Origin of the sequence: Alcaligenes sp. SJTW-7, from assembly GCF_047716895.1 — a bacterium.
GTDB classification, from domain to species: domain Bacteria; phylum Pseudomonadota; class Gammaproteobacteria; order Burkholderiales; family Burkholderiaceae_B; genus Alcaligenes; species Alcaligenes ammonioxydans.
Map to the genome: position 1 here is coordinate 3,292,865 of NZ_CP136682.1, position 21,644 is coordinate 3,314,508.

The 21,644-nt window shown below is 57.8% G+C and carries 19 protein-coding genes and 1 riboswitch; of the genes, 7 read left to right on the plus strand and 12 right to left on the minus strand.

Translation table 11 applies throughout. The features are described 5' to 3' along the window. Nucleotides 1-2 precede the first annotated feature (2 nt). From RSQ48_RS14895 to coaE, 3 genes are all read right to left on the minus strand, one after another. Nucleotides 3-1,271 (minus strand): efflux RND transporter periplasmic adaptor subunit, encoded by a 1,269-nt coding sequence (locus RSQ48_RS14895; protein WP_003802031.1) that lies wholly within the window; start codon nucleotides 1,269-1,271, stop codon nucleotides 3-5. 201 nt (nucleotides 1,272-1,472) lie between these two features. Next, nucleotides 1,473-2,228 carry a cell division protein ZapD gene (gene zapD, locus RSQ48_RS14900; RefSeq protein WP_039943397.1) on the minus strand — a complete coding sequence of 252 codons (756 nt, stop codon included), beginning with the start codon at nucleotides 2,226-2,228 and terminating at the stop codon, nucleotides 1,473-1,475. A 49-nt stretch (nucleotides 2,229-2,277) separates the two neighbouring features. After that, nucleotides 2,278-2,880, minus strand: coding sequence for a dephospho-CoA kinase (gene coaE / locus RSQ48_RS14905; protein ID WP_301606010.1), 603 nt, complete (start codon nucleotides 2,878-2,880; stop codon nucleotides 2,278-2,280). A 134-nt stretch (nucleotides 2,881-3,014) separates the two neighbouring features. On the opposite strand from coaE, the gene RSQ48_RS14910 reads away from it, so the two are divergent. Continuing rightward, the gene (locus RSQ48_RS14910) at nucleotides 3,015-3,656 is read left to right on the plus strand and encodes a hypothetical protein (protein ID WP_219235148.1); all 642 of its coding nucleotides are present in this window, start codon (nucleotides 3,015-3,017) and stop codon (nucleotides 3,654-3,656) included. A 3-nt stretch (nucleotides 3,657-3,659) separates the two neighbouring features. On the opposite strand, the gene RSQ48_RS14915 is transcribed toward RSQ48_RS14910, so the two are convergent. From RSQ48_RS14915 to RSQ48_RS14930, 4 genes are all read right to left on the minus strand, one after another. Beyond that, on the minus strand, nucleotides 3,660-3,935 hold the full coding sequence (locus tag RSQ48_RS14915; RefSeq protein WP_003802043.1) for a response regulator transcription factor: 276 nt from the start codon (nucleotides 3,933-3,935) through the stop codon (nucleotides 3,660-3,662). A gap of 459 nt (nucleotides 3,936-4,394) precedes the next feature. Further along, entirely contained in the window at nucleotides 4,395-5,243 is an 849-nt protein-coding gene (gene panC / locus RSQ48_RS14920) for a pantoate--beta-alanine ligase (RefSeq protein ID WP_003802045.1), read from the minus strand. Nucleotides 5,244-5,254: 11 nt separating this feature from the next. After that, nucleotides 5,255-6,097: a segregation and condensation protein A gene (locus tag RSQ48_RS14925; RefSeq protein ID WP_219235149.1), complete on the minus strand. Its 843-nt coding sequence runs from the start codon at nucleotides 6,095-6,097 to the stop codon at nucleotides 5,255-5,257. 45 nt (nucleotides 6,098-6,142) lie between these two features. Beyond that, entirely contained in the window at nucleotides 6,143-6,334 is a 192-nt protein-coding gene (locus RSQ48_RS14930) for a DUF3460 family protein (protein WP_003802050.1), read from the minus strand. Between the two features lie 76 nt (nucleotides 6,335-6,410). Here RSQ48_RS14930 and RSQ48_RS14935 point away from each other — a divergent pair, with 76 nt between their 5' ends. Beyond that, nucleotides 6,411-7,874 (plus strand): DHA2 family efflux MFS transporter permease subunit, encoded by a 1,464-nt coding sequence (locus RSQ48_RS14935; protein ID WP_003802053.1) that lies wholly within the window; start codon nucleotides 6,411-6,413, stop codon nucleotides 7,872-7,874. A gap of 79 nt (nucleotides 7,875-7,953) precedes the next feature. On the opposite strand, the gene RSQ48_RS14940 is transcribed toward RSQ48_RS14935, so the two are convergent. Together RSQ48_RS14940 and metH are read right to left on the minus strand one after the other, a co-directional pair. After that, on the minus strand, nucleotides 7,954-8,796 hold the full coding sequence (locus tag RSQ48_RS14940; protein WP_219235151.1) for a helix-turn-helix transcriptional regulator: 843 nt from the start codon (nucleotides 8,794-8,796) through the stop codon (nucleotides 7,954-7,956). 1 nt (nucleotide 8,797) lies between these two features. After that, a complete protein-coding gene (gene metH / locus RSQ48_RS14945) occupies nucleotides 8,798-12,571 on the minus strand; it encodes a methionine synthase (protein ID WP_415301943.1) in 3,774 nt (1,257 codons plus the stop codon). A gap of 142 nt (nucleotides 12,572-12,713) precedes the next feature. Next, a riboswitch (cobalamin riboswitch) is annotated at nucleotides 12,714-12,878 on the plus strand. Nucleotides 12,879-12,946: 68 nt separating this feature from the next. Here metH and RSQ48_RS14950 point away from each other — a divergent pair. Both RSQ48_RS14950 and RSQ48_RS14955 read left to right on the plus strand, forming a co-directional pair. Beyond that, complete coding sequence (locus tag RSQ48_RS14950; RefSeq protein ID WP_219235154.1) at nucleotides 12,947-14,791, plus strand: TonB-dependent receptor plug domain-containing protein; 1,845 nt, start codon at nucleotides 12,947-12,949, stop codon at nucleotides 14,789-14,791. 69 nt (nucleotides 14,792-14,860) lie between these two features. Then, entirely contained in the window at nucleotides 14,861-15,901 is a 1,041-nt protein-coding gene (locus RSQ48_RS14955) for an ABC transporter substrate-binding protein (protein ID WP_230406207.1), read from the plus strand. A 59-nt stretch (nucleotides 15,902-15,960) separates the two neighbouring features. On the opposite strand, the gene RSQ48_RS14960 is transcribed toward RSQ48_RS14955, so the two are convergent. The 3 genes from RSQ48_RS14960 to RSQ48_RS14970 all read right to left on the minus strand — a co-directional run bounded on the left by RSQ48_RS14960 (nucleotide 15,961) and on the right by RSQ48_RS14970 (nucleotide 18,648). Then, nucleotides 15,961-16,533 carry a TonB-dependent siderophore receptor gene (locus RSQ48_RS14960; protein ID WP_219235155.1) on the minus strand — a complete coding sequence of 191 codons (573 nt, stop codon included), beginning with the start codon at nucleotides 16,531-16,533 and terminating at the stop codon, nucleotides 15,961-15,963. Nucleotides 16,534-16,722: 189 nt separating this feature from the next. Further along, nucleotides 16,723-17,040, minus strand: a complete 318-nt coding sequence (locus tag RSQ48_RS14965; RefSeq protein WP_003802063.1) for a hypothetical protein — start codon at nucleotides 17,038-17,040, stop codon at nucleotides 16,723-16,725. A 381-nt stretch (nucleotides 17,041-17,421) separates the two neighbouring features. Then, the gene (locus RSQ48_RS14970; protein WP_003802065.1) at nucleotides 17,422-18,648 is read right to left on the minus strand and encodes a porin; all 1,227 of its coding nucleotides are present in this window, start codon (nucleotides 18,646-18,648) and stop codon (nucleotides 17,422-17,424) included. 560 nt (nucleotides 18,649-19,208) lie between these two features. Here RSQ48_RS14970 and RSQ48_RS14975 point away from each other — a divergent pair. From RSQ48_RS14975 to RSQ48_RS14985, 3 genes are read left to right on the plus strand one after another with little or no spacing between them, the layout of a single operon-like run. Beyond that, on the plus strand, nucleotides 19,209-20,015 hold the full coding sequence (locus RSQ48_RS14975; protein ID WP_003802067.1) for a thiazole synthase: 807 nt from the start codon (nucleotides 19,209-19,211) through the stop codon (nucleotides 20,013-20,015). A gap of 7 nt (nucleotides 20,016-20,022) precedes the next feature. Continuing rightward, nucleotides 20,023-20,841: a bifunctional hydroxymethylpyrimidine kinase/phosphomethylpyrimidine kinase gene (gene thiD / locus RSQ48_RS14980; protein WP_003802069.1), complete on the plus strand. Its 819-nt coding sequence runs from the start codon at nucleotides 20,023-20,025 to the stop codon at nucleotides 20,839-20,841. 40 nt (nucleotides 20,842-20,881) lie between these two features. Then, the gene (locus tag RSQ48_RS14985; RefSeq protein ID WP_240209291.1) at nucleotides 20,882-21,577 is read left to right on the plus strand and encodes a 5'-methylthioadenosine/adenosylhomocysteine nucleosidase; all 696 of its coding nucleotides are present in this window, start codon (nucleotides 20,882-20,884) and stop codon (nucleotides 21,575-21,577) included. Nucleotides 21,578-21,644 lie beyond the last annotated feature (67 nt).

Genomic DNA, 21,644 nt, shown 5'->3' on the forward strand with positions numbered 1-21,644 from the left:
GCTTACTCGCTTGCTGGACGTGGACGGCGACCCTCACCCGTACGCGGATTCTGCGCTGTGCCGGCGGCATCAGCCTGAACAGGCTTTTCAACGGCCTGACCATCCTGGTTCATCACCTCGACCTGCGAGCCTTCACGCAGACGATCGGTGCCTTCTACCACAACGCGATCGCCTTCTTTCAGACCGCTTGTCACCAGGGTTTGCTCCAAGGTGGCTGTTCCTAGCTCCACCACTTGAATATGAACCTTGTCCTCGGCATCCAGGGTATAGACATAGGTTCCCACCGCCCCCCGCTGCACCGCATGAGAAGGAATGAGCAATCCCTGGTCCTGCCCCAGAAACACTCGAGCATTGACAAACTGATTGGCAAACAGGGTTTCATCGGCATTTTCAAACTCGGCCTTCACCTTCAAGGTGCCGGTATTGATGTCGATCTGGTTGTCCAGTGCCTGCAAGCGGCCTTTATCCGACAAAATCTGTCCCTTGCTGTCGATCAGGGTCACGCGCAAGGGGGACTCACTTTGTCTCATGGCCTCCAGCAAGCGACTTAGCTGGTTTTGAGGCAAGGAAAATTCCACACCGATGGGGTCAATCTGGGTAATCAGAACAATGCCATCGGTATTGCCGGCTGACACCAGATTGCCCTGGTCCAGCTTGCGCAAACCCAGGCGGCCCTCCAGGGGCGCGGTAATGCGCGTGCGGTCCAATTGAACCTGGGCACGCGCCACCTCAGCCTGATTGGATTTGATCTGCGCCTGCAATTGCTGAACCGCCGTTTCCTTGGTCTCCAAAGATTGACGGGAAATCGAATTTTGTTGAAATAGGATGCGGTGGCGTTGCAGCTCTTGTTGCGCCCCTTTTAACTGGGCCTGATTTTGCGCCAATTGTCCGCGAGCCTGATCCAGCTGCACCTGATAGGTGCGCGGGTCAATCTCGGCCAGCAGCTCGCCTGCTTTCACACGCTGGCCATCGTTGAAATAGATGCGTTCGAGCACGCCGTCGACCTGCCCACGCACAGCCACCGTTTGTAAGGGCTTGACGGTGGCAATCGCATTAACGGTTTGATCGATCAAACCTTGCTGCACGGTCGACACATGAACCGGAACTTTCGTTGCCCCCATCATGCCGCGCGGCCCCCGCAAAGGGCCGGCGGTATCAGAAGAGGATGACAGGGCGTAATAAACAAGGCCTGCCGTGACCAACAGCCCTACCACCACCCAGACATAGAAAGATCGGGACCGCCGACCCCTGCCTGCGTTCAACTCCGACATGAATACTCCCCGGCTAAAACTCAATTGTCTCTACGCACAGTCTAAAGAAGCGTTTAAACGTCTCCATCGCTGTAACGACAGGCATTATGCCGCCAAATATTGGCAGCCCGACCGGTCAAACGACAAAGCGTCCCTCACGCCAGACCGCGCTGGCACAGCAAGTATAAAAGCGGCTGTCTGAACCTTATATGAACAGCGTTTTCAGCCGAAGTTGCAACGAGCCAGCCGAAAGGGAATATCCACGGTCACGGCCTGCGGTTTTAATTGATTGTCTTGCTGTACAAAGCGTATCCAGATGACATACCGGTTCGCGCTCATTTCGGGATAGATGCACGCCCCCGCATCCACCCAGACGCGCAGCAGCTGGAAGGTTTTGCCAGCCAGCATCTCCTGATAGGAGCCATCGCGGGCAATCTGGTCGGCCGAGTCGCCGGACTGACGCAGCAGACGCAAGATCAAGGCCAGGCCTTGATAAAGCGGTAAAAAAGACTCGGACCAGCGGCGCAAATCCTGAACGCGATCCTTGTCCGGCCGCTGTTGCCAGGAATAATAAGAAGGCATATCCACCGGGGAGGTGCCGCCGGGCACGGCGACCCGGCCGCGCAAGCTGGTCAGCCATTCATTCTCACGCAAACCTTGTCCCACCCGCCCTTGGGCAGACAGGTCGGCGGCCGCGCGCACGATCTGCTCGATCATCTTGTCCAGTGCCTGCAACTGCACCCCAGGGTGCTCGCGCAGTGCGGCCAGCGCCACGCGCTGACGTTCCAGATCCTGCAAAACGGCCGAACGCAAGTCGGTTCGATCTGCAATGTCCAGCAAATCAAATAAAGTCGCTACTGCGATCTGGTGCGAGTACGCATCCTGGTTGGCCGAAAAATGAAACAGCCTATCGAACAAGTATTCGACTCTCAGTAAAGCCCGGACACGCTCATTGCATGGGTATTCGTATAGAGTCACGCGTTTAAAAACCTTTATTTGTCGGCTGGGGGTCAGACACGGTGTGGTGTCAGGCAGTCAAGGCACACCAGCGTTGGTGGACAGCCCGCGCCCGCTCTTCCAACACGGGCAACGTCGTCTGCCCATCGTTCAGAACCACATCATCAGCCACCGCCAGGCGTTGCTGACGTTGCGCTTGTGCGGCCATGATACGTTCAATTGTGGCCACTGCCAGCCCGCTGCGCTTTTGCACGCGCGCTATCTGGGTCGCCTCATCACAATCGACAACGCAAATCCGGTCCACACGGTCGCTCCATCGTCCTGACTCCACCAGCAAGGGTACAACCACAACAAGATAACATCCCTGCGCCTTCAAGGTCTGTGCTTTTGTTACGTTCCAAATCAGAGGATGAATGATCGCCTCCAGGCGATGACGGGCGGCCGGATCAGCAAACACGCAGGCTCGCATCCAGTCCCGATCCATCGAGCCGTCAGCGGCCAGGGCTTCGGCACCAAACGTATCGCGGATAGGCTCAATGGCCAAGCCACCGGGCGCGGTCAGCTCATGGGCGATCACATCCGTATCCACCACCGCCGCCCCCCAGGAAGCAAAAAAATTGGCCACCTGGCTTTTGCCCGATCCAATTCCACCAGTCAGCCCAATTGTCAGCATGTGCAATCCACGGATAAAAAAACAAAACTGTAACGTACCCGCGCCAATCCTCCTACCCTCGATAGGTCTGATACTGTCCCGCCAGGCCAGGTCTAGCGTAGAATTCAGCTATCACCAGTCCACGGAAGCCCGCCATGTCTTTCCTCAAGATTTCTCCTCTGCGTTCACTGCCCCTGCTCTCGCTTGTTTTGCTGGCAGCCTGCGCCCAGGCACCCGTTCAGCCCACCCCTAACGAAGGCCGTGACTCTACCCAGAAAGACGCCCTGCGCCAGGCACAAGGCAGCAGCACCGCCCGTGCCCCCTCGCAAATCAATCTGGGTTTTGGCAATCAGGAAGGTCTGCGCGCCATTACCCCGGCCAGCGCCGAGCAAGCCCCGGCCGCCCAGGCCGATCACAGTGTTGCCGAACTGGCCGAGCCCAAAACATTTCTAGGCACCCTGTCCTGCCCGCCCCAAGGTGGCATTTGCGAACCTTACAAAATCAGCGTGACCCTGGCGCCAGCCGGTCAATGGCGTTTAAGAGCCACCCCGCTGGGTGCTGGTCAGTCTTACCACAAGGGCGGTTGCTGGGTCCCCATCGGCACACAGCCCACCCGCATCGCCTTGTTGGCGGACAATGACTCGACCCTGGCAGATCTGAGCTTTGTAAACAACAATGTCTTGCGCGTTAACACCTTCAACCAGCAACGTCCCACGCTGGAGAGCCACTTGACCCGACAAGCGGATCTGGACCCGGTCAGTGAGCTGGACAGCCAGCCAATCCCCGCCTGCCGCTAAGTGCTATGGTGCAGACTGCCCGCCCATCAAACAGGGCGGTAGCACATCGCGCAGCGCCGGCTCACTAAAGACAAAACGAGTCAGCTCAACCGCATTGCGCACGCGTAACTTCTGAAAAACGCGTGCCCGATGCGCTTCGACCGTGCGCTGGGAAATCTCCAATTCGGCCGCAATCACTTTATTCGCCTTACCCGTCGCGATATAGGACAGGACATCGCGCTCACGCGGGGTCAGGCTTTCAAAAAGCACAGAAGCGGGAAGGTGGCTATTCAATACCATATCAGTCTCGTATATCTGTACCAGGCGGCCAGGCCACCTGTAATGTGAAGAATTAACCATAGACAGAGTTTGTCATTTTAGGCAGGGACTACACGACTGTTAACTTGTGCAGGATGTTTTTGTCATAGGACTAATATAAATAGCCACGTTTCAGTAACCCAAAAAACAGCTATTTACCAGCCCATATCGGCGCTTGAAATCTGCGACGGCGAGTGCGCTCCCCCAACCAGACTCCGGCAGCAGCTCTAAAGAGACACCCACCCTGTACAGGCCCGACGCTTGCACTGGGTCCAGGGGCTAGGTACCGCGCCAACTGAGTCCAGCCTGCCCCTGCCCTTCTCGCTTTGGGATGCCCCTGCCCCACGGTCAATAAGACAAAAAGACAAACAGACCAAAAGCACGCAGATATGAAAAAAGCACAGTAAAAACTGTGCTTTTCTAACCAAATAACACAAGAAATCAGGCTTTAGTCATTTCCAGATTATCAATCAAACGCGTTGCACCCAGTTTGGCCGCGGCCAACGCCACCAAAGGCTCGCCTGCCTGTATCTGCTCCTCGCTCGGTTCGAGCAAGTCCGACTGACGACGCAAAGCCATGTAATCCACTTTCCATCCCAGATCGGTCAATTTGCCGGTCGCATACGCCTCAATCTCCTGACGGCTTTGACCTTGTTGCAAGCGTTCCTTCATCTCTTGCAGCGTCTGGTAAATCTGCGGGGCCTGGGCGCGCTCTTCCGGACTCAAATAGCGATTGCGCGAGGACATGGCCAAACCATCCTCTTCTCTGACCGTCTCGTGCGCCAGAATCTCCACCGGCAACTGAAATTGACGCACCATCTGACGCACCACCATCAACTGCTGGTAGTCCTTTTTGCCAAAGACGGCGACACGCGGCTGTACACAGGAGAACAGCTTCAGAACAACCGTACACACGCCTTCGAAAAAGTCGGGACGGAAATGACCTTCCAGAATCCGCCCCAGATGATCGGGCGGGCTGACGCGGAAACTCTGCGGCTCGGGGTACATTTCGCGTTCCGAGGGCGCAAACAAGACATACACATCGCGCTCTTGTTCCATCTTCTGCGCATCTTCCTGCAAGGTGCGGGGGTAACGATCAAAATCCTCGTTAGGACCAAATTGCAGGCGATTGACAAAAATACTGGCCACCACCGGGTCGCCATGCTGGCGCGCCATCTTCATCAGGTCCAGGTGAGCCCGATGCAAATTCCCCATGGTTGGAACAAATGCCACGCGTGTCTGGCCCTGAAGCTGATCGCGCAGTTCTTGGATGTTATGAACGACTTTCAAAAAATTCTCCGCTACGGAATAAGATCAGGCCCATCGGCCTGCGCTCGAATATACGTCAGGCGCAAATAAATAGGAGCGTAGGGCTCGGCCTGCGTGATTTCAAGCAGTGACTCTCGTGCCAATTCCAGCATTGCCAGAAAATGCACGACAAGCACCGCTGTCGGATCCCCCTGATCCAGACGTTCATTGAACAGCTCACTAAACTCCATAAAGCGAACATGCTGCAAACGTCGCAGAATCTGGCTCATGTGATCCCGCACCGACAACTGCTCACGGGTAATCTTGTGACTGGCGTTGAGCTTGGCCCGCTTTAAAATCCCCAGCCAAGCCTCGCGCAAATCCTCTGCACTCACCTCCGGCGGGATCGCCTCAATAACCAGTTCGGCCTGGGCATTGGCCAGCAGAAAATCGCGCCCCGCCAGGGGCAACTGGTCCAGACGGCGCGCCCCTTCCTTCATGCGTTCGTATTCCAGCAAACGGCGCACCAGCTCCGCACGCGGATCATCCACTTCTTCACCCGTGTCCGCACGTCGCACCGGCAGCAGCATGCGGGACTTGATCTCGATCAGCAGCGCAGCCATCAGCAGGTACTCACCCGCCAACTCCAGATTGCTGGCGCGAATCTGCTCCACATACGCCAGATACTGCCCGGTGACCTGGGCCATCGGAATATCGAGCACATTGAAGTTCTGCTTGCGGATCAGATACAGCAATAAATCCAACGGGCCTTCGAACGCATCCAGAAACACTTCCAGCGCATCGGGCGGAATGTACAGATCCTGGGGAATCGCAAACAGCGGCTCACCATAAAGACGCGCCAGCACATCCTCGGGCTGAAGAGCTGGCGTGTCCACAACAGTCTGCTGTGCAATCTCGGTCACAGGCGCCGGCGCAAGGATTTAGTTGTTTTCGTAGTACACGTAAGGTTTCTGGGGCGTGCGGGCCGCCTTGTAACCATCTTGCAGTTCCTGATCAATCTGCTTGTCCCACAGACGATAACGCCCCTCACGCTGACGCGCTTCGGTATCGGGATTCTGAGCTTTATATTGTTTGAGAAACTGGGTAATTTCGGATTCGAAATTCTTTGCCATAATACCTGTACGCCTAAATAAATTGGATAACAGAAAAGTTTGAGTTTACTGCACCGCACACCAGAGAGTTCGCCGCATGGCATCTGAACAGACCGAAGCTGCCCCACCACCGGCAACCCTGTCCCCTCAAGAGCGTCGGGCCATACGCATTATTCCCTACATCGTGGGATGTGCCTTGTTCATGCAAATGCTGGACTCGACCGTAGTGGCCACAGCCCTGCCCACCATGGCCTTGTCGCTGGATACCAGCGTCATCCGCATGAATACCATCATTACCAGCTACCTGCTGGCAGTGGCTGTGTTCGTGCCTATCAGCGGGTGGGCTGCGGACCGCTTTGGAGCGCGCAAGGTGTTCCTGGCCGCCATTCTACTCTTTACCGCCAGTTCTGTTGCATGCGCCCTGTCCCAGACCCTGACCCAACTGATCATTTCCCGGGTGGTCCAGGGCATGGCGGGGGCCATGATGGTACCGGTAGGACGCATTATCTTACTGCGGCGCGTCCCTAAAGATCAGCTTTTAAGCGCCATGGCCGTGCTGACTTTACCCGCCTTGCTCGGCCCTATCATCGGCCCGCCCGTGGGTGGTTTTTTAGTCACGTATGCCAGCTGGCACTGGATTTTCCTGATCAACATCCCCGTCGGAGCCTTGGGTATTGCCCTGGTACTACGCTATATCCGCGAGGACTATCCCACCGACCGGCCTCCCCTGGACTGGCTGGGCTTTATCTTGAGCGCCATCTGCCTGGCCACCCTGGTAACCAGCTTTGAGAACGTCGGCCACGGCACCCTGAACTGGTCCACCCTGGGCTGGCTGACCCTGGCCGGACTGATCGCCGGCCTGTGGTATGTCTGGCACGCCCGCCAGGTAGCCTATCCCATCATTGACCTGTCCTTGCTGCGCACCAAAACCTTTGCCATATCGGTACTGGGCGGCAACCTGTGCCGCTTCTCGCTCGGAGCTTCCCCCTTTCTACTGGCAATCATGTTGCAAACCAACTTTGGCATGAGCGCGCTGGCAGCAGGTCTGATCACCTTTACCGGTGCGATTGGTGCACTGGGCATGAAGCTGGTGGCCCCGCCCATCATCCGGCGCTTTGGCTTTCGCAATGTACTGATCATCAATGCCTGGCTGACCGGCCTGTTCATCGCCTTGTGCGCCCTGTTCCAGGCCACGACCCCAATGTGGCTGATGATTGCCGTGCTGACGGCAGGTGGTTTCTTCCGCTCCCTGCAGTTCACCGCAGTCAACACCCTGACCTACGCCGACCTGGAATCCGAGGCCATGAGTCAGGCCAGCAGCTTTGCAGCCATGGCGCAGCAGTTGGCCATCAGTCTGGGCGTGGCTTGCGCGGCCGTCACCTTGAACATCAGCATGGCCCTGCGTGGTGCCAGCAGTGTGCAGACGCAGGATACGATTTGGGCTTTCCTGATTCTGGGTGCGATTACCGCCTTATCCAGCCTGTCTTTTGCCCGACTATCCCCCACTGATGGCGATTCGTTGCAACAGGCGCCACGCACGACCAGAAAAACGAAAGCATAGGGCTCAGTCCGAAGGTATGCCGCCTGCTTTGGCAAGTCTTGCCCAACGTCTCCTGGCGCACCGATCTGCTGTGTCTGCCTTAGTCCGGCTCCGCTGCCCGCGAAGCCTGATCAGTGAGCAGCATCACCAACTTGCAGTCCGGCCGGATAGCCAGCCGGAACGTAAACTGCTGAAAACGCTTGACACCTTTTTTGGGATGGCGGAAATCCCGCAATCCCCCCTCCCGCTCCACCACGGTCTGGCGTCCCCACCAGAACGCGAATACCTGGCTTTGCTGCCCCAGTTCCTGAATAAGCGCCTGTATATCGGCCTCATCCGCATGTGCGCCGACATCGGCGCGAAACTCGGCCACGACACGGCTGGCACGCTGCTCCCAGTCCACCACCAAATCGCGTGCGGCCGGGTCCAGAAAGATGTAACGCAGCAGATTGGGCTGCTCGCTGCGATCGGGCCAGCCATCAAACAAGTCCAGCAAGGCCTCGTTACGCGCGAGAACATTCCAGCTGCGGTCCAGAATATAAGCAGGCGCGGAGATACTGTCGACACAGGCGCTCAAGCCCTGCGGCAAAGGCTGAATATCACCTTGCCAATGCTCAGGATCGGCGCAATCGGCCAGCTCAAACAGGTAATGACGTTCCGCTCTGGCCAACTTCAACACGGTGGCCAGCCGGGCACAGACAGTCGGGGACACGGTCACATCGCGGCCCTGCTCGATCCAGGTGTACCAGGTGGTGCTGATATCGCACAGCTGGGCCACCTCTTCGCGGCGCAAACCAGGAGTACGACGACGCACTCCCGGGGCCAGACCGACGTCGAGCGGCCGGATACGTTCTCGCGCATGACGCAAAAACCGCCCCAAAGCCTGACGTCGGGTTTGGGAGGTGCTCTCGGCGCCTCCCGTACCAGGCCCCGTCGTTCCCATATCAGCCCAGCACGCCCGACAAGGTGCGGCGCACATCTTCTTCCGTACGGCCACTGCGCTTGATGTAGTCCTGCAACTGATCCTCACCAATATTGCCCACGTTAAAATACTTGGACTGCGGGTGGCTGAAGTAAAAGCCCGACACACTGGAAGCCGGAATCATGGCGTAACTGTCGGTGATGAACATCTCGATGTCTTCGCACTGCAGAACACGGAACATGTCGTGTTTAACCACGTGCTCCGGACACGCCGGGTAACCCGGTGCGGGACGAATACCCTGGTATTTCTCGTCGATCAGTTCTTCGTTGGACAGACGTTCGTCCGTCACATACCCCCACAAATCCGTGCGGACACGAGCGTGCAGACATTCTGCAAAGCCTTCTGCAAAACGGTCCCCCAGTGCTTTGATCATCAGATCTGAGTAATCGTCCCCTGCGGCCTGGAAACGCTCGGACAGCTTGTCCACGCCAATCCCGCCGGTGACTGCAAACATGCCGATGTAATCGGCCACGCCGCTTTCTTTGGGAGCAATGTAGTCGGCCAGACACTTGCTATCTACGCCTTCACGCTTGACACCTTGCTGGCGCAGATTACGCCAGGTAAACAGGACTTCGCTGCGCGATTCGTCCGAATAGACCTCGATGTCCTCACCATTGACCGTATTGGCGGGGTAAAAGGCAATGACGCCATTGGCGGTCAGCCAACGGCCCTCAATGATCTTTTTCAACATGGCCTGTCCTTCGGCAAACAAGGTCTTGGCCTGCTCGCCCACCACCTTGTCCTCCAGAATGGCCGGGTACTTGCCAAACAAGCTCCAGGTCTGGAAGAACGGCGTCCAGTCGATGAACTGGGCAATATCGGCCAGATCATAATTCTTGAAGGTGCGGCGTCCAATGAACTTGGGGCGTGGCGGGACATAGGTTGTCCAGTCAATCGCAGGCTTGTCCTGGCGCGCTTTTTCCAGCGAAATCAAAGGGGTGGCTTTACGATTGGCATGGCGCTGGCGCACTTGTTCGTATTCCTCGCGCACTTCGGCCAGAAACTCTTCCACATTATCCGAGACAAGCTGCGTGGCCACACCGACGCAGCGGCTGGCGTCCGGTGTGTAGATGACCGGGCCGTCGTAATGCGGCGCAATCTTCACCGCCGTGTGGACCCGGCTGGTGGTCGCGCCACCAATCATCAGAGGGATATTGCGTTCACGGAAGTAAGGGTCACGCTGCATCTCGGACGCAACATAGGCCATTTCTTCCAGACTGGGGGTGATCAGGCCGGACAGCCCCACGATATCGGCTTCCACTTCTTTGGCCTTGGCGAGAATCTCGGCGCAAGGCACCATCACCCCCATATTGACCACTTCGAAGTTATTGCACTGCATCACGACGGACACAATGTTCTTGCCAATGTCGTGTACGTCGCCTTTCACCGTGGCAATCACCATGCGGCCCTTGGAGCGCACATCCCCACCTGCCGCTTCAATCTGGCGCTTTTCTTCCTCAATGAAAGGGACCAAGTGGGCGACGGCCTGCTTCATCACACGCGCAGACTTCACCACCTGCGGCAGGAACATCTTGCCTTGACCAAACAGGTCACCGACCACGTTCATGCCGTCCATCAACGGCCCTTCAATGACGCTGATGGGACGACCGCCCTGAGCAGCGATCTTCTGACGCACCTCTTCCGTGTCTTCCACGATGAAGGTGGTAATGCCATGCACCAGCGAGTGGATCAAGCGCTGCTCGACCGTGGTTTCACGCCAGCTCAGATCTTCCTCTTTTTTGGCGCCCGAGCCTTTGACGCTCTCGGCCATTTCCACCAGACGCTCGGTGGGGGTGCGCTCATCAGCCGGATCGGTTTTGCCCTTAGGTTCGGCCCGGTTCAGAATCACGTCTTCAATCAGATCGCGCAGATGCGGTTCGATATCGGCATACACACCCAGTTGGCCCGCATTCACAATCCCCATGGTCAGGCCTTCCTGAATGGCGTAGTACAGGAAAACGGTGTGGATGGCCTCGCGCATGGCTTCGTTGCCACGGAAGGAGAAGCTGACGTTGGAAATACCGCCGGACAAGCGGGCGTGCGGCAGATTTTTGTGAATCCAGCCTACACCCCGAATAAAGTCCAGCCCATAGTTGGCGTGCTCATCCATGCCGGTTGCCACGGCAAACACGTTGGGGTCGAAGATGATGTCCTCAGGCGGAAAGCCCACCTCATCCACCAGCAAACGGTAAGCACGTTCGCAAATCTCTACCCGACGCTCGTAACTATCGGCCTGACCCTGCTCGTCAAAGGCCATCACCACAATGGCGGCGCCATACTTGCGGCACAAACGAGCGTGCTCCAGGAAAGGCTCAACGCCCTCTTTCATGGAGATCGAGTTCACGATGGCCTTGCCTTGCACGCAGCGCAAACCAGTTTCAATGACGTCCCATTTGGAGCTGTCGATCATGATGGGCACGCGCGCAATGTCCGGCTCAGAGGCGATCATGTTCAGGAAGCGATGCATGCAGGCTGCTGAGTCCAGCATGCCCTCATCCATATTGATATCGATAATCTGCGCACCGTTTTCCACCTGCTGCCGCGCCACCGACAAGGCTTCTTCGTAGTTTTCCTGCTGAATCAGGCGCAAGAAAGCCTTGCTGCCCGTGACGTTGGTACGTTCACCCACGTTCACAAACAGGGTGTCTTCATCAATGTTCAAAGGCTCCAGACCCGACAGGCGGGTTTTAACGGGCACCTCAGGAACAACTCGTGGAGGCAGCTTACGGCACAGCTCGGCAATGGCGGCAATGTGCTCGGGCGTCGTGCCACAGCACCCACCCACCATATTGACCAGACCCGCTTGCGTAAATTCCTGCAGCAGGCTGGAGGTATCGGCGGGGGTTTCATCAAAGCCGGTTTCGGCCATGGGGTTGGGCAAGCCGGCGTTCGGGTAGACACAAACGTAGGTATCGCAAATCTTGGACAGCTCGGCCACATAGGGGCGCATCAAGGCGGCACCCAGCGCACAGTTCAGGCCAATCGTAATCGGACGGGCATGACGCATGGAGTTCCAGAAGGCTTCCACCGTCTGGCCGGACAGAATGCGGCCCGAAGCGTCCGTGACCGTGCCCGACACCATGACAGGAACGCGCTCACCACGTTCGTCAAAGACCGTTTCCAGGGCAAAGACAGCCGCTTTGGCATTGAGCGTGTCAAAAACGGTTTCGATGAGCAGGATATCCACGCCGGCATCGAGCAAGGCACGCACCTGCTCGGTGTAGGCCACCCTCAGTTGCTCAAAGGTGACGTTGCGGGCGGCGGGGTCATTCACATCGGGAGAGATGGAAGCCGTTTTAGGTTGTGGGCCCAGCGCACCAGCCACAAAACGCGGCCACTCGGGCGTGCTGAAGGCATCACGCGCCTGACAGGCCAGTTGCGCCGACGCCAGGTTCAGGTCATAGCTGATGCCCTGCAAATCGTAATCACCCTGGGCTATATCCGTCGCACCAAAGGTGTTGGTGCTGATGACATCGGCCCCGGCCGCCAGGTACTGGTCGTGAATCTCGCGAATAATGTCGGGACGCACCAGCGACAGCAATTCGTTATTGCCCTTCACATCCTTGTGGTGATCCGCAAAGCGTTCGCCACGGAAATCGGCCTCGCCCAATTTGTACCGCTGAATCATGGTGCCCATTGCACCGTCCAGAATCAGGATTTGCTGCCCCAGACGTCGGGCAAACTCCGCACCACGGGTGTAGGCAGAGATCGGGTAAGGCAAAGCGGGATAGGACACTAAAAACTCCGTAACACGAAACGGGATGTTGACAGCCTCTGGCAGCAAGAAGCACAAGAATGGTGGATTGGCGCCACAATTGTAGCGCTTTGTACGGGAAATCCGACCTAAACACTTAACCTTTGCCCCCACGGCATGTAACATTTTCGGCTCGGAAAGAGGTGCTTTCCGGCCCACACTCCGCTGGGCCTGGGAAAGTCAAATGGGAAACGTGAGCGGTTCATACTGAAACTGCCAAACGTGCTGCCCCCGCAACGGTACCTGCTACGCGCAAAGCCCGACACCAGCCTGCTTCTGACCCTGACTTTACGGCCGTCCTCCCGTGGACGGCTTCGCTTATCGATGTGCGGGGACGCACATCTCACAGGAATCTCCATGACTCTACTGTCCATCAGACCCTTGATGGTCGCCCTGGCGGGCGCCCTGCCCTTGATCGCCACGGCCCAAACCACTTCTGTCACCAAGCTGGATCACATTGTGGTTACGCCAAGCCGCCTGGCACAGCCACTGAAAAACGTGGTGGGTGACGTCACTGTCATTGATCAGGAAACCTTGCAAAAAGCAGGCCAGAGCAGCGTCGCCGATATTTTGCAGCGTCAGCCCGGAGTAGAAATCTACAGCAGCGGTGGCCCACAAACCACAACCGGCGTCTACCTGCGCGGCACCAACCCGCAACATACCCGCGTGATGATCGACGGCATGCGCATCAACAGCTCTGCCAGTGGTTCGGTGAACTGGCAGGCAATTGATCCAGCCCTGATCGAGCACATTGAAATTGTGCGTGGCGCCGGCAGCAGCCTGTATGGCTCGGATGCCATCGGAGGGGTGGTGAACATCATCACCAAAAAAGGCGGCAGTGAACGTGCCTTGAGCGCCTGGGGAAATATGGGCCTGGGCTCGCAAGATACCTTCAAGGCCAGCGCCGGTTTTTCTGGTGCGGCCCAAGGCTGGGATTACAGCCTGGCCTCCAGCTACGGTAGCAGCGATGGCTTCAATGCCACCAATCCCCTGTCCTTTAGTTACAACCCCGACAAAAACGGCTACACCCAGCACGGGCTGAACGGCTCGTTGGGATATGAATGGTCAAAAGGCCAGCATTTGGGGCTGACCGCTATCAACAGCTACATGGATGGTCAGTTCGACAACGGTCTGTTCGAGCGCCGTACCCCCAGCACACAGACCCGCCAGCAAGCCTATGGTTTGACCAGCACCAACCAGTTGTCCGAAAAGTGGACCAGCCGCCTGAACGCCTCATTGAGCAAAGAAACCGTAGAGAACCGGGCTTTTGCCGCTCGATACGCCACCTTGCAGCGCCAATACAGTTGGCAAAACGACCTGACTGTCGCCCAGGGTCAAACCGTCTCCCTGCTGGCCGAACGTCTGGAAGAACGGATGAGCCACAGCACCGTGCACAAGGACGACAAGCGCAACACCAATGCCTTTGCCCTGATTTACCGTGGCGATATTAATCAACACCACCTGCAAGCCAGCGTGCGTAATGACAATATCAGTGGCTATGGCAACAAGGTGACGGGCGGCCTGGGCTATGACCTAGACATCACCAGCAACTGGACAGTAGGTGTCGCCGCCAACACGGGCTTTCGTGCACCTACGTTCGCGGACTTGTACTCGCCCTACAATTGGGGCTTTCAGGGCAATCCGGACCTGAAACCGGAGAAATCACGCAATGTGGAAGGCCATATCCGCTATACCGACGACACGACCCAACTGGGGATGGTGGTCTACCAGAACCGCATCCGCGACATGATCAACCCATATGTGTGTGATGCCAATTTCGAATGCACAACCAGCAATACGGAAAAAGCACGGATCACGGGCCTGACCTTGACAGCCGTCAAGCAACTGGGCGACACCACCTTGAGTGCCAGCGCCGACTTTGCCGACCCCAAGGATAGAAATACGGACAAGCAACTGATCCGCCGTGCCAAGCAAAACTACAAAGTGGCCGTGGAACACACGTTCGGGGATCTGAAAACCGGCGCTGAATACCTGTTCGCTTCCCACCGTTATGACGATGCGAAAAACGAACAACGTCTGGGCAGCTATGGTCTGCTTAACCTGACCGCCAGCTACCCGCTGACCTCCAGCCTGGAAGCCCAGCTGCGCTGGAACAACGTGTTCGACAAGGACTACACCCTGGCTCGCGGTTATAACAACGCTGGCTCCAGCGTGTTCCTGAACTTTGCCTGGCGTATGTAAGCTGTTCACTTGGCCTTGGTCAATTCTGGCACGGCCCCGTTCAGGGGCCGTGCCATTTACGGAGGCTGCATGATGCCCTCTTTGCCTGCGACTTGTCGTCTACAGCCCGCCAAGCGCTCTGTCTGGAGCGGACTGCGGCGGTGGAGCTTGCGTTGCCTGTTCGTGCTGCCTTTGGCATTGCCCGTCCCGGCCCCAGCACAGGTGCAGACTCAAGTACAGCCCGAGATACAGACCAGCACGGAACACAGCACGCCAGAAATACAGAACAAGCAAGAAGATACAGAAACACAAAACGCCACGACCGATCAGGAAACCCAATCCTCACCAACCGTCGCTACAGCCCGCGCACGCGCAATTAGTCTGGCCCCTCACATCACTGAGATCCTGTTTGCGGCTGGAGCACAAGACAGCCTGATCGCCGTCGACAGTTCCAGCGACTACCCGCCTGCTGCCAAGGATCTGCCCAGCATTGGGGACGCCTTGCGGGTCAACCCCGAACGACTGCTGGCGCTTAAACCCGACCAGGTCTGGGCCTGGCAGCCCAACCAGATCGGACCTGAATTGCAAGGACAATTGCAACAAGCCTCGATCCGCCTGATCTTTGCCGCCCCCAAGACACTGGACGATATTCCCGCCTTCATCCGTCTGGCTGGCGACCGTCTGGACACCGCCGAGGCCGCTGTGCCTGCCGCCGCTTTGCTGGACCAGCAAATCGCAGCCCTGCGCCAGAATAGCCGTCTGGGCCACACCGTCAGCGTATTTCTGGAAATAGGCTCCGAACCCTTGTACACCTTGGCCCGCGACCCCTTGATCCAGGATGTGCTCAGCACTTGCAAAGCGCAGAACATCTACGCCCGCCACGCCGCCGTCGCACCCGCTATCAGTCTGGAAGACGTTCTGCACAAGCGTCCGCAAGTGGTCATCCTGGCTTACCGTGACCCCGCCCAGCTGCGCGCGCGCCATCTGTTCTGGGAAAAGCATCTGGGGCTCAGTCCCCACGCGTTACTGAACCTGAACCCGGACGCCCTGTACCGTCCCGGCCCAAGGCTGATAGAGGCCACTCGCCAGTTGTGCGAACAACTGGACCGCTATCGGGCCCAGGCTTTTTGAACGGTTTTTCTTCTGCCGCTTAAAACTGATACTTCACTGCCAGCATCATATTGCGCGGCTCACCCCAGGTGTAGGTGCTGTACCTGACCGGCGTAACCGGGCCGGCTGACCTCCCCCCACGTTTTGCTTTGCCAACGTGCGCCACCGCCCAAGGTCAGTCCCTTCCAGCCGCCCTCGAAATCATAGGTGGTGTAGCGCTTGAACTGATGCTCGGGTGACAAGATGGACACGTTATCGCCGTCCTGGCGCGAGAGCTTGTAAGCGTAACCCGCATGCATCTGCCGTTGCGACGTCAGTTGACCCGCCAGCTCGAACTCTACCCCATGGGTGCGCACGCCAGGCACCGCTCCATACGCGATGCCGCCCGAGGGCGTACGTCCTCTCGTTTCTTTACCGAAGTTGTCCTGCCGCAGCTGAAAATAAGCCAGGCTGGACGTCAGTCGACCTTCCATGAATTCGCCTTTGAGCCCAACCTCAGAGTTATCCCCGCGCAAGGGGTCCAGGACACGACCGCTCTCGTCTTGCAGGTCTTGAGGCTGGAAAATCGTGGTGTAGCTGGCGTAGACCGAGAAGTTGTCATTAAGGTCATAAACAGCCCCCAAGTAAGGCACCCATACGCCGGTCTCGCACATCTCTTCCTTGCTGTAATTGGCTTGTAGAGGGGAATAAAGACAAAAAAGCGTACAGCGCCAGACAGGACGTCCAATCAACGGGGACGGCACATTAACCGTCCCCGTGGGTCCGCAAACGAGGTAAAGCGAAGCGCGGGCTGGTGGACCATCCTCAGAACCAGCCACACTCAGCGTAGGCTTGCTGCACTCTCACATCACAAAGGACGGCAGGGTCAATACCGCATGGGTAGGTTGACGACGCAAGCCCTCCACATCATCCAGACGGGTTTGAGCACGCCGAGACAGATGCTTGAGCACTTGACTGCGCTCCACAGTAGGCAACGTCGCCAGAGCGTTTTCAATGGCGCGCCCGGACAGATCATTGAGCGCATAAGCGTATTCGCGGGCGCCGTGTGTTTGCAGCAGCTCCAGCAAATAATCCTGACGCTGGCGGGTGGCAGCCTGACGCAGCGCTTCTTGCAAAGCCAGGTTGCAGGGAGCAGAGCGAAACAGCGTGAGACGGAACATAGCATTCTCCTTCAGACCCGGGGTCCAGAAAGAGTGCTCATCTTCTTAGAGAAGCCCGCTTCGTGGTCCGGCGTCCGTTTGATTGGTCATTAAGAAGGCCGCCCTGGAACAGGGACAAAGCCATGAAGAGGGATCAGGGTCCATTGCGTTGTAAACCTGAGTGGTTAAACAAGAAGATCCGAAGGTTTTCCGAACCGGCACTATTTTCGCATCGTGCCCCAGGGCTTGTCTGCAAGGCATTGGCCTACGTGGCCTCACCCTTTGGACATCCCTTTTACACTTAGGGATACCTCCTTTTGCCGTTCGCCTGCAAAGGCTGGCCAGTGTCGTGCCGCGGCCAAACTGCCCATTCCAGCTGGGCGACCGACAAACTGGCGTGGCTTAAAATTGATGGGTCACACCCAGAGCGACACGGCTGGTACGCGGTTCACTGACATGGACGGCTGTCTCCATGTCATAGCGCCGCCCTTGGGCCGCAAAGACATAAAGGCTGGTGCGCGGCGACAAAGGATGCACATAAGCGACAGACATCACCTGGAGGCGGCCAGCCTGTTCCCCGGTCGCTTCCCACCTCCAGTTCGGGCGCCCCAATGACCACTGCCACTGAACCTCGCCCTTGCCAAGCGGAATGGCCGAGCCCACGTACCAGGTATCCAGGCGGCCGCCCTGAACAAACTCCGTCGGCCCCAGGCCACCCAGCCCCCTCTGCTGCCAATACGTCGGGCCTTCATCGCCATTCAAGCCCACAAAACCGTTGCTCTGACGACTCCAGCCTGCCGCCACACGAGCAAATCCGAAGTCATAGCTGGCCCCCAACTGCAAGGCGGTGGGCCGATTGGATTCGATCCGGCTCAAACTCTCATGACTGGCTGCCAGTAACCAAGGGCCCTGCTCATAACGCAGCGCCAGGCTGTATAGCTTTGTGCGCGCATCAGCCAAACCAGACAAGCTCTGCTCGCCAACATCGCCGCTGTAGCTCAGTCCGAGCTGCAGGCCCGCCCACTGTGGGCTACGCCAGCTGAGCTGCTGAGAGACCTGATAATTGTCCGAGGCACGCATCAACGCCCCCATCCCGAAGTCTTTCCAGGAGCCCACTTCAATAGCAGAGACAAACTCCTGACCGACGGTGTGCTGACGTCCAAACCGCAGTTCACCCCACTGATCGCTCCCCAGCCCCAGCCAGGCCTGGTAGTTGAATAGCCGCGCCGACTCGTCGCCCCGTCCTGTGGCCAGATCAATGCCACTTTCAAGATTGAAGGTGGCACGCCCCCCCTCCCCCAGAGAGTCCTGGCCCCGAATCCCCCACAAGGAGTCTGCCTGTCCGCCACTGAGAACGCCTCGTTGCGAGCCTTGACCGCTCACATGCGTCCAGCCCAAACCGGCATCCACAGTGCCATAGAGCTGCGCGGAGGTTTCGGCATCACTGTGACCCGGCACCAACACGCCACCAAGCCCGCCCAAGGCCACGCACACCACCCAATAAGTACTGCGCAAACGCAAAGGCCGGGCGTGGCAGACCCCATGACCCTGGCCACGGTGCCTCAGGTGTCTTGAAGCCGGTTCTGCAAACAGACTGGGGTCAGGGTAAAAAGACTCGGTCGGGTTCATGCGCACCTCTCGCTCGTGATACAAGGACAGCCATCCAGCCCGGCTTGGACACGAGCTGCTTTCTTGTCATCGTAAAAAACAAAAACCGCTATTTATCATCTCAGACGTGCCCAGCCCGACCCTCTGTCCGATCCCTTGATTGCGCCTTAGGACGGCTACAAACGGGAAAACGCCCACCAACTCCATCCCCCGCAGACTCTGACCCGGCGCTGGAACCGACCGGTGTGGGCAGACCCACCCTGCTTGGCAGGCCCGTGCATCAGGAGCAACAGGATTTTCGCATCGCGGCCCTGACAGAGCCAGTGGGCATTAGGCCTGTCTGCATAGACTTGAACATAAGGCGACTATGCCAAGGTATAGCGTTGCCCGGTCGACAGCCCAATGTGGCCAGCACATCGGGTCATGCTTTGGCCCGAGCCGCCTCCCTGCCCCGCACCGGCAAGGCCGCCTAAGGGTTTTCCTGCGGGCCCCGCCCAAATGGATTATTCTTGCAATGTTTGCCCAGCAAAAAACCAATTCTTGATCCGTCCACAGGCACGGATGCGCAACAAAGCACCACCATGACCCAAACAGTGAACAACGATCCTTTTATCCTGGCCGGAACCCACTACCAATCCCGGTTATTGGTAGGCACCGGTAAATACAAAGATTTTGATGAGACGCGTCAGGCGATTGAAGCGAGCGGCGCTGAGATTGTGACTGTGGCTATTCGCCGCACCAATATCGGCCAGAATGCCAACGAGCCAAACTTGCTCGATTACCTGCCGCCTTCCAAATACACGCTGCTGCCCAACACCGCCGGCTGCTACACGGCCGAGGATGCCGTGCGCACCCTGCGCCTGGCGCGTGAACTGCTGGACGGCCACAAGCTGGTCAAGCTGGAAGTGCTGGGCGACTCCGGCAATCTGTTTCCCAATATGCCTGAAACCCTGAAAGCCGCCAAAACCTTGGTGGATGAAGGCTTTGACGTCATGGTGTACTGTGCCGACGATCCTATCCAGGCACGGATGCTGGAAGACATCGGCTGTGTCGCCATCATGCCTCTGGCCTCCCTGATTGGTTCGGGGATGGGCATTATCAACCCCTGGAACCTGCGCCTGATCATCGATCAAAGCAAGGTGCCGGTATTGGTGGATGCTGGCGTAGGCACCGCTTCGGACGCCGCCATTGCCATGGAACTGGGCTGTGATGGCGTCTTGATGAATACCGCTATCGCTGGCGCCCGGCAGCCTGTCCTGATGGCCAGCGCCATGAACCTGGCGGTACAAGCCGGTCGCCAGGCTTATCTGGCGGGCCGCGTGCCGCGCAAATACTACGATGCCGACCCCAGCTCCCCAACCGAAGGGCTGATTCACTCCCGTACCTGAACGAGACATGATTCCCAATACGCTGACCATTGCCGGAGTTGACCCCTCCGGCGGCGCCGGTATTCTGGCTGACGTGAAAGCCATGAGCGCCCTGGGCGCTTATGCCACCGCTGTCATTGCCGCGTTGACGGCACAAAACACCCAAGGGGTAAGCGGCATCAGTCCGGTTCCCGCCGAATTTGTACGCCAGCAGATCACCACTCTGTTTGCCGACGTACGCATTGATGGCGTCAAGATCGGCATGTTGGGCCAGGAGGCCGTCACCACGGTGGTGGCCGAATGCATGGCTCAATTCAAACCCAAGCATCTGGTCCTGGACCCGGTCATGATCGCCAAGAGTGGCGATCATCTGCTGGAAAAATCCGCCGTGCATGCCTTGCGTGAACAATTGGTACCCCAGTGCACCATGATCACGCCCAACCTGCCCGAGGCCGGTGTATTGCTGAACGCCCGGCCGGTAGAGACCGTCAAGGAAATGCGCCAGGCAGCCGAGCGTCTGCGCCGTCTGATGAACCACAGCGATGAACGCTGGGTTTTCCTGAAAGGCGGCCATCTGCCCGGCTCAGAATGCATCGATTTGCTGCATGATGGCGACAAAATGATAGAAATGCCGGCCCGGCGTATTGATACTGCCAATACCCACGGCACCGGTTGCACCCTGTCGGCAGCGCTGGCAGCCCTGCTGCCCCAATACGACCGTGTGCCTGATGCCGCTCTGGCGGCCAAAAAGTACCTGTACGAAGCCATCGCCCGTTCGGGTGAGCTGACGGTGGGCAGCGGCCACGGCCCGGTACACCATTTCCATAAACTGTGGCCATCGTCCTGATACGTGCCGTTTGATCGGGCCGCTTGATGGCCCCTGTCTTATGTCTACACTTGGAATTATTGTCGCCATGCGCGAGGAGCTGGAGATTGTGCTGGAGCGCCTGCAAGCGCCACAGACCATCCAGCGCGCTGGCATGAGCTTTCATCGCGGCAGCTATCTGGGCAAGCCCGTCGTCGCCGTGGTCTGCGGCGTGGGCAAAGTCAATGCCGCGGCATGCACCCAGATGCTGATCTCGGAGTTTTCCGTAGGCAGCATCATCAATATCGGAATCGCCGGCGCCGTTGAACTCAGCATCCGGCCTGGCGATATTGTGATTGCCGATACCCTGGTCCAGCACGATGTGGAGCTCAAAGCCCTGGGGCTGGCGCCCGGACAGGTCTTTCGCCTGGATACCTTTGATTTTCCCGCGGACCCGGCCCTGCTGGCGATAGCCCAAACCGCAGCCCAGCAAATCGAAGGGCATCGGGTTCATACTGGCCGAATTGTTACCGGCGACCAATTTATTGCATGTAACGATAAAATACAGTGGTTAAGCACCACCTTTGACGCTATCGCCTGTGAAATGGAAAGTGGCGCCATTGCCCAGGTGTGCTATCTGAATACCGTGCCTTTTGTCTGCATACGCAGTATTTCGGACAATGCCAACAACGAGGCACACATGGATTTTGATACCTTTTTGCCCATTGCCGTCAGTAACGCCAGCACTTTGCTGCATGCGATGGTGCCGTCCTGCTAAGCCCAAGCGCGCATCTTTATCCATGCGCTGGCTTATAATCGGCTCTTTGCCAAGCCTTTAGTTTTCT